The organism is Luteimonas sp. Soil_C_5, from assembly GCF_057656615.1.
Genome location: NZ_JBDGKA010000002.1, coordinates 447,399 through 461,434, shown reverse-complemented (window position 1 = coordinate 461,434; position 14,036 = coordinate 447,399). Strand labels below are relative to the sequence as shown.

Annotated in this window: 8 protein-coding genes; 7 read left to right on the top strand and 1 reads right to left on the bottom strand. The window is 69.0% G+C overall.

Annotated features, from left to right (window positions below; genetic code table 11):
* Nucleotides 1-18: 18 nt before the first annotated feature.
* A complete protein-coding gene (gene gshB, locus AC3A5K_RS06615) occupies nt 19-981 on the bottom strand; it encodes a glutathione synthase (protein WP_487616703.1) in 963 nt (320 codons plus the stop codon).
* Nucleotides 982-1,167: 186 nt separating this feature from the next.
* Between gshB and pilG the strand changes: the two genes are divergently transcribed.
* The 7 genes from pilG to AC3A5K_RS06580 all read left to right on the top strand — a co-directional run bounded on the left by pilG (nt 1,168) and on the right by AC3A5K_RS06580 (nt 13,966).
* A complete protein-coding gene (gene pilG, locus AC3A5K_RS06610) occupies nt 1,168-1,572 on the top strand; it encodes a twitching motility response regulator PilG (protein WP_487616702.1) in 405 nt (134 codons plus the stop codon).
* A gap of 11 nt (nt 1,573-1,583) precedes the next feature.
* Nucleotides 1,584-1,949, top strand: coding sequence for a response regulator (locus AC3A5K_RS06605; RefSeq protein ID WP_487616701.1), 366 nt, complete (start codon nt 1,584-1,586; stop codon nt 1,947-1,949).
* Nucleotides 1,949-2,509 (top strand): chemotaxis protein CheW, encoded by a 561-nt coding sequence (locus tag AC3A5K_RS06600; RefSeq protein ID WP_487616700.1) that lies wholly within the window; start codon nt 1,949-1,951, stop codon nt 2,507-2,509. Before AC3A5K_RS06605 ends, AC3A5K_RS06600 begins: the two co-directional genes overlap by 1 nt.
* A 53-nt stretch (nt 2,510-2,562) precedes the next feature.
* Nucleotides 2,563-4,584 (top strand): methyl-accepting chemotaxis protein, encoded by a 2,022-nt coding sequence (locus tag AC3A5K_RS06595; protein WP_487616699.1) that lies wholly within the window; start codon nt 2,563-2,565, stop codon nt 4,582-4,584.
* Nucleotides 4,585-4,660: 76 nt separating this feature from the next.
* Nucleotides 4,661-11,584, top strand: coding sequence for a response regulator (locus AC3A5K_RS06590; protein WP_487616698.1), 6,924 nt, complete (start codon nt 4,661-4,663; stop codon nt 11,582-11,584).
* Nucleotides 11,577-13,499 (top strand): chemotaxis protein CheB, encoded by a 1,923-nt coding sequence (locus tag AC3A5K_RS06585; protein WP_487616697.1) that lies wholly within the window; start codon nt 11,577-11,579, stop codon nt 13,497-13,499. The genes AC3A5K_RS06590 and AC3A5K_RS06585 overlap by 8 nt, the downstream gene beginning before the upstream one ends.
* Nucleotides 13,496-13,966: a chemotaxis protein CheW gene (locus AC3A5K_RS06580; RefSeq protein WP_487616696.1), complete on the top strand. Its 471-nt coding sequence runs from the start codon at nt 13,496-13,498 to the stop codon at nt 13,964-13,966. Before AC3A5K_RS06585 ends, AC3A5K_RS06580 begins: the two co-directional genes overlap by 4 nt.
* Nucleotides 13,967-14,036 lie beyond the last annotated feature (70 nt).

Below are 14,036 nucleotides of genomic sequence, written 5' to 3'. Positions count from 1 at the left end.
TCGGGCGCAAGGAACGCGTCAGGGCGTGTGCGTCGCGACCGGGCCGCGCTCGATCGCGTCGAACAACAGGCCGGCGATGTTGGTGCCGTAGGCGGCGTCGATCTCGCGGATGCAGGTCGGACTGGTGACGTTGACCTCGGTCAGCCAGTCGCCGATGACGTCCAGGCCGACGAAACGCATCCCGCGCGCGGCCAGCGTCGGGCCGACCTGGGCCGCGATCCAGCGGTCGCGTTCGCTCAGCGGACGCGCCTCGCCGCGACCGCCGACCGCGAGGTTGCCGCGGAACTCGTCGCCCTGCGGAATCCGCGCCAGGCAGTAATCGACCGGCACGCCGTCGATCAGCAGGATGCGCTTGTCGCCGTCGACGATCTCCGGCAGATAGCGCTGCGCCATCGCCAGGCGACGGCCGCCGTCGGTCAGCGTCTCCAGGATCACGTTGAGGTTGGCGTCACCGGCGACGGCGCGGAAGATCGAGCGACCGCCCATGCCGTCGAGCGGCTTGAGCACGGCGTCGCGGTGCTCGGCGACGAAGGCCTTGAGCGAAGCGGCATCGCGGCTGACCAGGGTCGGCGGGCAGCACTGCGGAAACGCCAGCGCGCCCAGCTTCTCGTTCATGTCGCGCAGACCCTGCGGATCGTTGACGATCAGTGCGCCCTGCCGCTGCGCCACGCCCAGGATCTGGGTGTCGCCGATGAATTCCGGATCGACCGGCGGGTCCTTGCGCATCAGCACCACGTCGCCGGCGCCGAAGGCGCGGCGCGCGGCCGTGCCGAGGGTGAACCAGTCGCTAGGATCTTCGCGCACCGTCAGCGGCGCGACCTGCGCGACCGCCTCGCCGTCGACCAGCGCCAGTCCGCCCGGCGTCACGTAATGCAGCGCATGGCCGCGGCGCTGCGCCTCGAGCAGCATCGCGAACGTCGAATCCTTCGCGATCTTGATCGAGGTGATCGGATCCATCACCACGATGACTTCGAGCGGCATTTTCGGGCGACCTGCAGGGCGGGGGCACGATCTTATCAGGGCCGGCGACCCCGTCCGGGAGGGCGGATTCCGTGGCGGCGCGCACACTCCGGATGCAAACTGTTGACACTCTGTAGGCCGGCTGGGATATAACACCGGCTCGCAACGACGCCGGCTTCAGGCGCGTCGTGCACCAGGGGAGACAACATGGGCAGTGACGACAAGCCGTCAGCCGGCAGCCTCGATGGCTTGCGGGTGATGGTGATCGACGACTCGAAAACCATCCGGCGCACGGCGGAAACGCTGCTGAAGCGGGAAGGTGCCGAAGTCGTCACGGCGGTGGACGGGTTCGAGGCGCTTGCGAAGATCGCGGACCAGCGTCCGCAGATCATCTTCGTCGACATCATGATGCCGCGCCTGGACGGGTATCAGACCTGCGCGCTGATCAAGAACAACCAGGTCTACCGCAACACACCGGTGATCATGCTCTCGTCCAAGGACGGCCTGTTCGACAAGGCCCGTGGACGGATCGTGGGATCCGAGCAATACGTCACCAAGCCGTTCACGCGCGAGGAACTCCTCGACGCGATCCGCACGCACGTCAACGCCTGAGGGGGCAGGACATGGCTCGCATCCTGTTGATCGAGGATTCGCCGACCGACACCGCCGTGTTGACCCAGTGGCTCGAACGCCACGGGCACGAGGTGACGGCATCGGACAACGCAGAGGACGGCATCGCGGCCTGCAAGCGCGATCGCCCCGACCTCGTGCTGATGGACGTGGTGCTGCCGGGCATGAGTGGCTTCCACGCCACCCGCGCGCTGGCCAAGGATGCCGATACCGCGGGAATCCCGGTGATCATCATCAGCACCAAGGGCATGGAAACCGACCGCATGTGGGGCATGCGCCAGGGCGCCAAGGGCTACATCGTCAAGCCGCCCACCGAGGACGCGCTGATCAGCCAGGTCAACCAGGTGCTGGCCGGCTGATGTCCGACGCGCAGACGGGTGGAACGCACGGGGGCGGTGCGTTCGCACTCCTCACCGAATACGAACGGCGCAGCCTCGCGCATGTGGTCGGATTGCCGGAGCAGCTCGACGCGCCCGGTCTGTGGCGCGGCGTCGGTTACCGCATCGGCCGGCGCATGCTCGCGTCCGCGTTCGATGAAGTGATCGAGATCCTGCCGATGCCGCCGGTGTCGCCGGTGCCCGGCGCGCAGCCGTGGATGCTCGGCGTGGCCAACATCCGCGGCAGCCTGCTGCCGATCGTCGATCTCAAGCAGTTCCTCGAAGGCGAGCGCACGGTGATCAACGAGAGCCAGCGCGTGCTGCTGGTGCGCCAGCCCGGCGGCGACGTCGCGGTGACCATCGACGAACTGTTCGGCCAGCGCAGCTTTCTCGAGGAAGACGAGGTCTCGGCCGATCGTGTTGCCGAAGGCCGCTACGCGCACTTCGTCGACCGCGCCTACGCCCATGCCAATGCGACCTGGGGCGTCTTCAGCCTCGACCGTCTGGGCCGCACGCCCGAATTCAGACACGCCGCGGCCTGACGCCGCACCCACGCACCGCACACAACGCGACAACGATCAGGACCGGAACCAGCATGAGCACAGCCGTTGACACTCTCGCAGGCAAGCGACGCAACCTCGGCACGAACTTCTGGGTCGTGCTGCTGATCGTCGCGGGCTCCATCCTGGTCCTCAACACCGGCTACGGCACGTGGAAGGCGTCGCAGCTCGGCGGCGCCAGCTTCTCGGCGTCCAACCTCCGCGTGGACAGCCAGCGACTGGCCAACCAGGGCACCGAAGCGGTCCGCGGCAACGCGGCGGCTTTCACCGCCTTCAAGGCGACCCGCGCGCAGATCGACACCGACATCCAGCAGCTCAACAGCAACTTCGGTGACACCACCGGCGTGTCCGGCCCGATCCGTCAGGTCACCCAGACCTGGGAGCCGCTCGGCGCGAGCGCACAGCGCCTGGCCGACAGCGAAGCCGCGGTGACCGCATTCGCCGGTCAGGCCGAGCGCTTCAGCCAGCGCGTGCCGCAGCTGCAGGCGTTGCTGGACGAACTGGTGCGCGCGATGTCGAGCAGCGGCTCGCCCTCGTCGCAGGTGTACATGGCGCTGCGCCAGGTCGTGGTGGCCGGCGACATGGCCCGCCGCGTGACCGAGGTGCAGTCCGGTGGCGGTGGCGCGGCGATCGCGGGCCAGGGCCTGCGTCGCAACGCGGAAGATTTCCAGCAGGTGATGACCGGCCTGCGCGAAGGCGATCCGGCGCGCGAGCTGCAGGCGCTGACCAACGGCAATGCACTCGCCGCACTGACCCGCGCCGACGAGGCCTGGGCGGAGATGCGCGCCGATCTCGAAGCGATCCTCGGCAGCAGCGACCAGCTGTTCCAGGCGCAGGCGGCGGCCGGTGCGCTGGTCGCGGGTTCGGACCAGCTGCTGACCGACAGCGAATCGCTGTTCAACGCGTTCACCGCGTTCGGCTCGCTCAAGGACACCAGCCTGCTGGGCAACATCTGGATCAGCATCCTCGCCGGCCTGGCCGCGCTGGTCGCGATCGGCGGCCTGCTGTTCTCGCTCAACCGCGCCCAGCGCGAGCGTTACGAAACGACGATGGAACTCAACAACCGCAACCAGGAGGCGATCATGCGCCTGCTGGACGAAATGGGTTCGCTCGCCGAAGGCGACCTGACGGTCAAGGCCACGGTCACCGAAGACATGACCGGCGCGATCGCCGACTCGATCAACTTCGCGATCGAGCAGCTGCGCAGCCTCGTGCAGACGATCAACGACACCTCGGTGCAGGTCGCCTCCAGCGCCCAGGAAACCCAGGCCACCGCGATGCATCTGGCCGAGGCCGCCGAGCACCAGGCGCAGGAAATCAACTCCGCTTCGGACCGCATCAACGAGATCGCGGTCAGCATCGACCAGGTGTCGAAGAACTCGGCCGAGTCGGCCGACGTGGCGCAGCGTTCGGTGCAGATCGCGACTAAGGGTGCGGGCGTGGTGCGGGAGACGATCGCCGGCATGGACTCGATCCGCGACCAGATCCAGGAAACCTCGAAGCGCATCAAGCGCCTGGGCGAAAGCTCGCAGGAGATCGGCTCGATCGTCGAACTGATCAACGACATCTCGGAGCAGACCAACATCCTGGCGCTGAACGCCGCGATCCAGGCGGCCTCCGCCGGTGAAGCCGGCCGCGGTTTCGCGGTCGTGGCCGACGAAGTGCAGCGCCTCGCGGAACGCGCGACCAATGCGACGCGCCGTATCGAAACGCTGGTCCAGACCATTCAGTCCGATACCAACGAAGCGGTGACGTCGATGGAGCAGACGACGTCGGAAGTGGTCGCCGGTGCACGTCTGGCCGAGGACGCCGGCACGGCGCTGGGCGAGATCGAAAGCGTCTCGACCAGCCTCGCCGACCTCATCCAGGGCATCTCCTCGGCCGCGCGCCAGCAGTCGTCGGCCGCGAGCAACATCACCGAGACGATGCACACGATCCAGTCGATCACCGCGCAGACGTCGCAGGGTGCGAACCAGACCGCGGCCTCGATCGGAAATCTGGCCCAGCTGGCCGCCGACCTGCGTCGCTCGGTCGCCGACTTCAAGCTGCCGGTCTGAGCGCAGAAACGGAACCACGCATGACCGCATGTTTTTACGGGCCGTCCACGGGCGCCGTCCGTCGCGGAGCGACGCGATGAGCGGCCTGCGCGACGCCATCGATCACACCATGCTCGGCTGGATCAAGCCCGAACTCGACGAAGTGCTGCGGCAGGCGCGGCTCGAACTCGAAGGCTTCGTCGACACGCCGGACGATCCCAGCCGCATGCGGCTGTGCGCGGGGTATCTGCACCAGGCGCAGGGCACCCTGCGCATGGTCGAGCTGTACGCGCCGGCGATGGTGGTCGAGGAGATGGAGCGGCTGGCCGATGCGTTGCGCGACGATGCGACGGCCGATCGCGATGCGGCGTCGGCGTCGCTGCTGCGCGGCATGCTGTTGCTGCCCGATTACCTCGAGCGCCTTCAGGGCGGTCACCGCGACATTCCGATCGTCCTGCTGCCGCTGCTCAACGAACTGCGCGCCGCACGCGGCGAAACCGGACTCAGCGAAAGCATCCTGTTCGCGCCCGATCTCGCGCGTTCGGTGCCCGTGCCGGCAGTCGATGCCGCCCACGCGGGCGGCGATCGTGATGCCGCGCTGCGGACGTTCCGTGTCGCCTTGCAAGCCTGGCCGACCGGCGGGGTCGCAGGCGACCCGGCATCGCTGACCGCGGCGCTGCAGGCGCTTGCCCCGCTGTTCGACGATGAAGCCGTGCGACGCATGCTGTGGGTCGCTGCCGGCGTTGCCGAAGCCCTGGGCGACGGCGCGTTCGACGCGTCCGCGCAGGCCTCGCTTCGTCAGGTGTTCGCCGGCGTCGAACGCGAACTGCGCCAGCAGGCGCACGACGCGCCGCTGGCCTCGCTGTCGACCGAGTCGGCGCAGGAACCCACGCGCCAGTTGCTGTATCACGTGGCCCACGTCGACAGCGAGCATCCCGCGCTGCGCGATCTGCGCGACACCTTCGACCTGCGCGCGCAGGTGCCGACGGATTCCGAACTCGAACATGCACGCGGCAGCCTCAGTGGCCGCAACCGTGCGCTGCTGGATACGGTCTCGGCAGCGGTCAAGGAAGATCTGCTGCGGGTCAAGGATGCATTGGACCTGCACCTGCGCACCGGGTCGTCGGACATCGGTGCACTGAAGCCGCAGGTCGACGTGCTGGCCGGCGTCGCCGACACCCTCGGCATGCTCGGCCTGGGCGCGGCGCGCAGCGTCGTGCAGCAGCAGCGTGATGTGATGCGCACCATCGTCGACGGCAGCACGCCGGCCAGCGAGGACACGCTGCTCGACGTCGCCGGCGCCCTGCTGTACGTCGACGCCACGCTGGACGACCAGGTGTCGCGGCTCGGCGTGGACGTCAATCACGACACCGACGACACGCTCGCCGTCGAGGCGCAGCAGTCCGTAGTCGTGCTGGTGCGCGAGGCCATCGCGAACTTCTCCGACGCCCGCCAGGCACTGGTCGCGTTCGTGGAAACCAACTGGGACCATGCCGAACTGCAGGAAGTGCCGCGTCTGCTGGCCGAAGTCGGCGGCGCACTGCAGATGCTGGAGATCCCGCAGGCCGCGGCTTATCTCGATGGCATCCGCCTGTACGCCGAGCGCGAGCTGATCGCACGCAAGCGCGTGCCCAACGGCCGCCAGCTCGATACCTTCGCCGATGCGCTCGCCAGCCTCGAGTACTACCTCGAAGCGCTGCGCGAACAGCGCGCCGGCCGCGCCGACATTCTCGACATCGCGCGCAGCAGTCTGGAGACCCTCGGCTACTGGCCGCTGCCCACGACCAACGCGGCGCAGGCCGAGCGTTCGTGGCGCGAGGACGACGCCGATACGCTGGCGATCGATCTGCAGTCGATCGATCTGGGTCAGCTCGCACGCGGCGATTACGCCCCGGCCAGAACCGACGCCGTGTCCACGGCCGATGCGAGTCCCCCGCCCGTGGCGCCGCCCGTTGCCCCGTCCGCACCGCTTGCGCCTGCCGCGCCGATCCTGGGCGCGCAGGGCGGGTTCGAAGTCGTCGGCGACGAGATCGACGACGAAATCCGTGAAGTGTTCCTCGAGGAATTCGCAGGCGAGATCGAGAATCTCGATGCATTGCTGCCGCCGTGGCGCGCGCGTCCGGACAACCTCGATCTGCTGCGTCCGATCCGCCGCGTGTTCCACACGCTCAAGGGCAGCGGTCGTCTGGTCGGCGCACGCCGGCTCGGCGAGTTCAGCTGGGCGGTCGAGAGCATGCTCAACCGCGTGCTCGACGGCACCCGTCCGGCCAGCCCGGCGGTCGTGGCAATGGTCGACCAGGCGTTCTACACGCTGCCCGAACTGCAGGCCGTGTTGCGCGGTGAAGCCGAACTGCGCGCCGATCTCGAGACGATGCAGGCCTCGGCCGCGCGCATCGCCGCGGGCGACGACGCGTTGCCGGAGCAGCCTGCGCCGGTGGGCGCGGTTGCCGCGGTGCCGACGTCGCAGGATGCCGTGCCCGCTGACACGCTTGCATCTCAGCCGGTCGAGCACGACGTGGCGACCTTCGATGTCGCACTGGCGGCGGACGCCGATGCAGGCGCGACTGCCGAGGTTCTGCAGGAAGCGGTCGTTACCGAGGCAGAGCATTTAGACGTCGAGTCCCCGGCGGACGCGGCGAACTCGGACGGCGTGGCCGTCACAGACATCGAAGCCGGATCGGACGTCGAAACCGGAGACGAGATCGATGTCGCGACAGCGGCGTCGACCGAAGACCTGGCCGCGGCGCCTGTCGCCGACGCCGATGATGCCGATGCCTCGGTGCCGGCCTCGGTCGATGCCCTGCTGCTGGAAATTCTCGATACCGAGGTCAAGGGTCACCTCGATGCCGTTTCGACCTGCCTGGCGGCGGTGCGTGGCGACGGTGTGTTCGATGGCGAGCGCCTCGTGCGCGCGCTGCACACCATGCATGGCGCATTCGCGATGGCGGAAGTGCCGGCGATCGGCATGCTGCTCGGCCCGGCCGAGGATTACGCCCAGCGTCTCGCGGCGGCGAAGGTCGCGCCGGATGCGCAGGGCGCCGACGTGCTGGACGCGGTGGCGGACGAGGTCCGCGCCGCACTGGCGCAGCTGCATGGCGAATCGCCACGGATCGCTGTGCGTTCCGCGCTCGCGGCGCGCATTGTCGCCGTGCGCGACGCACTGCCCGAAGCCGCGGTCGAGCGCTTCGCGTTCCATTTCGACGACGAGGAGTCCGGCGACGCGCAGGACGACGCGCTGTCCGACGCCGGATCCGCGGACAGCATTCCGGCCGCAAACGCGGACGACGCGGCACTTGCCGAAGCCGAACGCATCGAGACCGAACGTCTCGAAACCGAACGTGCCGAGCAGGCCCGTCTGGACGCCGAGCGCGTCGAAGCAGAGCGGCTCGAAGCCGAACGCATCGAGACCGAACGTCTCGAAGCGGAACGTGCAGAACAGGCCCGTCTCGACGCCGAGCGCGCCGAAGCAGAGCGCCTCGAAGCCGAACGCATCGAGACCGAACGTCTCGAAGCGGAACGCGCAGAACAGGCCCGTCTCGAAGCCGAGCGCGCCGAGGCAGAGCGCCTCGAAGCCGACCGCATCGAGGCCGAACGTCTCGAAGCGGAACGCGCAGAACAGGCCCGTCTCGATGCCGAGCGCGTTGAAGCTGAGCGGCTCGAAGCCGAACGCATCGAAACCGAGCGCCTCGAGGCCGAGCGAGTCGAGCAGGCCCGTCTCGAAGCGGAGCGCGTTGAAGCCGAACGCGTCGAAGCAGAGCGCCTCGAAGCCGAACGCGCGGAGCAGGCCCGTCTCGACGCCGAGCGTGCTGAAGCGGAGCGTCTCGAAGCCGAGCGCATCGAAACCGAGCGTCTCGAAGCGGAACGCGCCGAGCAGGCCCGTCTCGATGCCGAGCGCGCTGAAGCGGAGCGTCTCGAATCGGAGCGCCTCGAGGCCGAGCTTGCGGCGCAGGCCGAACGCGATGCTGCGCTTGCCGACGCCGAAACAGAAACCGAAGACGGTTCTGTGCTCCAAGCTGCGGGCGGTGCCCTGTCGCTGGTCGCACTCGATGCGGACGGCGGGACCATCGCGCGATCCGAGCAGGCACGCGCGCAGGACAGTATCGATGCGGCTGTACTGGCCGACGCCCGTGCCCGGTTCGATGCCGACGCGGACCGTCGGTTGGCCGACAGCGTCAGCGACGCAGCGCCAGCCGTCGAGGTCGAGCCGGCGGCGACCGCGGACGATGCCGTTTCAGCGGATCAGGGTGATGAAGCCGCAGCCGATCACGCGCTGACGCAGCCTGCGGACAACGCATCCGTGTCGGACGAGACCGATGCCGCGATCGACGCGACCTCGCTGGAATCCGGCCCGGTGGCCATCGAACCGGCGTCGACCGCATTCGACGACGCCGTGCAGGATGACGGTCTCGTCTCCGAACTCGCGCCCGACGTCGATGCCGACGCAGAGCACGCGATCGAAGCAGCGTCTGAAGACCGCGGCGCTGTCGAAATTGAAGCCGATGCGGTCGCGCAGACCGACGCAGACTCGGACGCAGACGTCGATACCGGTTCGTACACCGGACATGCGCCGGTGACCGAAGTCGGTGCCGACGTCGACACGGACGTCGACACGGACGTGGCGCAGGCCGACGCAGCGGAGACCGAATCCGATCGCCCGCTGCCGTCCGCTGACGTCACCGATCCCGACGCGCCGCTGGATCTCGAAGGGCTGGATCCCGAACTCATCGACATCTTCGTCGAGGAGGGCATCGACCTGCTCGATCACTCCGACGCGCTGCTCGCGCAGCTGCGCGAAGAGCCCGACGCACGCGAGCCGGTCGCCGGCCTGCAGCGCGATCTGCACACGCTCAAGGGCGGCGCGCGGATGGCCGGTCTGATGGAGATCGGCGAACTCGGTCACGCGATGGAGACCCTGCTCGAGTCGGTGTCCGAGCAGCGCGCCACGCTGCGCCGCGCCGACCTGCAACTGCTCGAGCGCGGTTTCGACCGGCTGCACGCGATGGTCACCCGCGCGGGCGATCGTCTCGCGATCGGTCCGTCGCAGGCGCTGGTCGATGCGTTCAACGGCAAGTCGCCCGAGACGGGGGGCGGCCAGGCGCCGACCTCGACCGAGGCGCCGAAGGTCGAACTTGCGCCGCTCTCCGCGCCGCTGCTTGTCGACGACATGGCCGGCGACGACGACGAGGGTGCCCTGCGCGGCTCGCAGGAGCAGGTGCGCATTCGTGCCGACCTGCTGGACCGCCTGGTCACCTACGCGGGCGAGGTCGCGATCTACCGCGCCCGTCTGGAACAGCAGCTCGGCGCCTTCCGCGGCGCGATGAACGAACTGGCGCAGACCAATACGCGCCTGCGCGACCAGCTGCGTCGTCTCGACATCGAGACCGAAGCGCAGATCATCGCGCGCTACCAGCGCGAAGGCGACACGTCGGACACCACGTTCGATCCGCTGGAACTCGACCGCTTCTCCACGTTGCAGCAGTTGTCGCGCGCGCTGGGCGAAACCGCGGCCGATCTGGGCAGTCTGCAACACACGCTCGACGATCAGACCCGTCAGTACGAAACGCTGCTGCTGCAGCAGTCGCGGGTGAGCTCGGATCTGCAGGAAGGCCTCATGCGCACGCGCATGGTGCCGTTCGACGGTCTGGTGCCGCGCCTGCGTCGTGTGGTCCGCCAGGCCGCGCAGGACACCGGCAAGCAGGTCCAGTTGCGCCTCGACGGTGCCCAGGGCGAACTCGACCGTAACGTGCTCGAGCGGATGGTGTCGCCGCTGGAACACCTGCTGCGCAATGCGATCGCGCATGGGCTCGAGGCACCGGCCGCGCGTCGCGCCGCCGGCAAGCCGGACGAGGGCAGTGTCCGCATCGCGGTGCGCCGCGAAGGCTCGGAAGTCGTGCTGGAAGTCGGCGACGACGGCGCCGGTCTCGACCGCGTCGCGATCCGCAAGCGCGCCGAAGAACGTGGCCTGCTGCAGGCCGGCGCGACGATCGTCGACGCCGATCTCGATGCGATGATCCTGCAGCCCGGCTTCTCGACCGCGACCGAAGTCAGCCGTCTCGCCGGTCGCGGCGTCGGCATGGACGTGGTCGCCAGCGAAGTCCGCCAGCTCGGCGGCAGCTTCGACATCCGCTCGCGCAGCGGCAGCGGCACCACGTTCACCCTGCGTCTGCCGCAGACGCTGGCCGTCACCCAGGCTGCGTTCGTGCGCATCGGCGAAGTCAGCTTCGCGGTGCCGATCGCCTCGGTGCGCGGCGTCGGCCGGATTTCGCGCGAGGAAGCGCGGGCGGGTGCGGTGTACCAGTACGGCGGCGAGGACTATCAGCTGCACGATCTCGGACGTCTGGTCGGCCATGCGCCGGCGCGTGCCGAAGGCCATCTGCAGATGCCGCTGCTGCTGATCCGCGCGGGCGAACTGCGCGCTGCGGTCGCGGTGGACGAAATCGTCGGCAACCGCGAGATCGTGGTGAAGCCGGTCGGTCCCCAGGTGTCGTCGGTGCCCGGCATCTTCGGCGCGACGATCATGGGCGACGGCCGCGTCGTCGTGATCCTCGACATCGCGCCGCTGGTCCGCCGCCATCTGGCGCATCTCGCCGAGATCGGCGACACGCCCGAAGAGCCGGCGCCGGTCATCGAACAGCGGCCCGTGCCGCTGGTGATGGTGGTCGACGACTCGGTGACGATGCGCAAGGTCACCGGCCGCGTGCTGGAACGCCACAACTTCGAGGTCATGACGGCGCGCGACGGTGTGGATGCGCTCGAGCGCATGGAAGAGCGGGTGCCCGACCTGATGCTGCTGGACATCGAAATGCCGCGCATGGACGGCTACGAGCTGGCGACGCAGATGAAGGCAGATCCGCGCCTGCGCGATGTCACGATCATGATGATCACGTCCCGTACCGGCGAGAAGCACCGCCAGCGCGCGTTCGAGATCGGCGTCGAGCGCTATCTCGGCAAGCCCTACCAGGAACACGACCTGCTCCGGCATGTGCACGAACTGCTGAAGCTGGAGCGCGACGATGACTGATCCGTCGATCCGGACCGTGCTGCTCGCACGCGAGGGCGCGGCGCGCGACCGGCTGGTCGAAGCGCTGGTCGAAGCCGGCGCGGACGTGGTCCAGACCATCGATCCGCTGCAGGGCGAGCCCGCAACGATCGAGGCGCTGGCGCCGGATGCGCTCGTGGTGGCGCTCGAGCCGGCGGTCGAGGATGCGCTGGATGCGTTCGAGACGGTGCTGACCGATGCCGGCCGCATGGTGATCTTCGAGGAATCCGCGCTGGTCCTCGAACGTTCGGGCTGGGACGCCGCACGCTGGGTCCGCCATCTGGCGGCCAAGCTGCATGGCCAGCGCAGCGTGCTGCCGCCCGGCACGGAGGAATCCGACGACGAGGCCGACGCGTCCCCTGCGCAAAACACCATTGCAGGGTCCGCATCGCACGACGATCAAGCTCTGTCGCTCGAACCGCTGGCGCCTTCGGGCAGCGATGCATTCGATCCGGTGGGCACGGCGTTCGACCACGCGGTCGATGATCCGTTACCGGATCGCGACACGCTGGATGCAGCTGCATCGTCGGACGACGCAGGCCTGTCGCTCGAACCGCTGACGCCCTTGGGCGCCGATGCGTTCGATCCGGTGGCTGCGGAGTTCGATGGCCCGCTCGACGATGCGTCGGCCACGGTCGCGCCGGTGGTTCTGGACGCGAGCCCTCAGCCCCTGACGGCTGACGGGCTGGAACTGGAGGATGCGCCGCAGTTTCCGGACGATGCCGGCCTGTCGCTCGAGCCTGTCTCTGCTTCGGACACCTACGCCTTCGACCCGGTGGCAGCAGAATTCGACGGCCCGCTCGACGCGTCCGCCTCGTCGGAGACGGTCGCGCCGGTCGTGCTGGACACGCATGCGCAGACGTTCGAACACACCGAAGTGGCTGCGAACTACGCCTTCGATCCCGTCGCGGCCGAATTCGACGGCGACGCGGACGGCACACCGGTCCAGGCCCCGACACTCGATTTCGATTTCGAGTTGGTGGACGTCGACGGGACGGACGCCGTCACGCCGGTCGCCGATGCCGAAGCACCGGCGATCCTGGACAGCGCCCCGTACGCACAGGATGCGCCCGGATCCGTTCTGCCCGCGACCGCCGACGCGACGGATGCGTCGGACGAGCGTGACTCCGGCCGCAGCGACGCTGCAACGCAGCGCGATCCCGGCGAACTCGACGGCAGCACGCTGCAGTTGCTCGACACCGACGCGCTGCCGCCGGTCGCCAGCGCCGCCGCGCACGAACCCGCACGCGGCGCGCTGGACCTGGCGGATCTGGAACACCGGATTTCCGGCCTCAGTCTGGCCGACACCGACAGCTACGGGCATGGCCCGCGTCGCGGCGTCGTGCTGGTCGAAGGCGGCCTCGGCGGCCCGGATGCCGTACGCCAGCTGCTCGGTTCGATACCCGAAGGTTTTCCGCGCCCGATTCTGATCCGTCTGCAGCTCGATGGCGGTCGCTACGACCGGCTGGTGCGACAGATGGAACGCGCGACCCCGCTGCCCGTACAGCTGGCCGAGGCGGGCATGTCGGTCGTGCCCGGCGAGGTCTACTTCCTGCCGCCGGGCCTGCTGCCGGCGATGGCCGGTGGTGAGCTGCGCTTCGCCGACAACGGCGATCTGGCGACCCTGCCCGACGCGGTGCCGGCCGACGACAGCGCCGTGCTGTTTCTCAGCGGCGCCGATGCGTCGCTGGTCGACGTCGCGATGGGGCCGTCCTGGCAGGGTGCGCTCGTTGGCGGCCAGTCCGATGAAGGCTGCTACGACTCGGTGGCCGCGCATGCGGTCGCCCAGCGCGGAGGGCCGTCGGGCCTGCCGTCCGAAATTGCCGATTGGCTGCTCGCGCGCTGGCTGCCGGCCGCACGTCAATCCGAACCCGGCCCGGGAGGCCTGTCGCTGTGAACGCCACTCTCGACGATATCCGCGGCGTCCTGATCCGCGTCGGCGCCACCCAGCTCCTGCTGCCCAATGCGACGATTTCGGAAGTGCTGTCGTACTCGCCGCCCGAACTGATCGACGATGCCCCCGCGTGGCTGCTGGGGCGCCTGCGCTGGCGCGGCTGGCGGCTGCCGCTGGTCGCGTTCCCGGTGCTGTCGGGGCAGGGCGAGGGGCAGGCGGATCTGGGCAGCAAGGTCGTGGTGCTCAAGGCGCTCGGCGGCGATGCCCGTCTGCCGTTCTTCGCGCTGGTGACCCAGGGCTTCCCGCGCCTGGTGACGATCGCCTCCGACGCGCTGCTCGATGCCTCCGACGGCGAAGGCGACACGCTGCCCTTCGCGGTCAGCGCACGCGTGCGCCTCAACGACGACATCGCCTACATCCCCGACATCGACCAGATCGAACGCTCGGTGCGCGAGGCGCTGGCCGCCTGAGCCGGCACGCCGGCATCGGTGGGCTCTGTGCCGGCGGCTCCGGCTACTACTGAATCCCTTAGGGCGCACG

Bases quoted from the DNA above. Each gene is read 5' to 3' on its own strand.
- AC3A5K_RS06600 (WP_487616700.1), top strand. From the start codon at position 1,949: ATGTCCGACGCGCAGACGGGTGGAACGCACGGGGGCGGTGCGTTCGCA.
- AC3A5K_RS06585 (WP_487616697.1), top strand. From the start codon at position 11,577: ATGACTGATCCGTCGATCCGGACCGTGCTGCTCGCACGCGAGGGCGCG.
- AC3A5K_RS06590 (WP_487616698.1), top strand. From the start codon at position 4,661: ATGAGCGGCCTGCGCGACGCCATCGATCACACCATGCTCGGCTGGATC.
- AC3A5K_RS06595 (WP_487616699.1), top strand. From the start codon at position 2,563: ATGAGCACAGCCGTTGACACTCTCGCAGGCAAGCGACGCAACCTCGGC.
- pilG (WP_487616702.1), top strand. From the start codon at position 1,168: ATGGGCAGTGACGACAAGCCGTCAGCCGGCAGCCTCGATGGCTTGCGG.
- AC3A5K_RS06605 (WP_487616701.1), top strand. From the start codon at position 1,584: ATGGCTCGCATCCTGTTGATCGAGGATTCGCCGACCGACACCGCCGTG.
- gshB (WP_487616703.1), bottom strand. From the start codon at position 981: ATGCCGCTCGAAGTCATCGTGGTGATGGATCCGATCACCTCGATCAAG.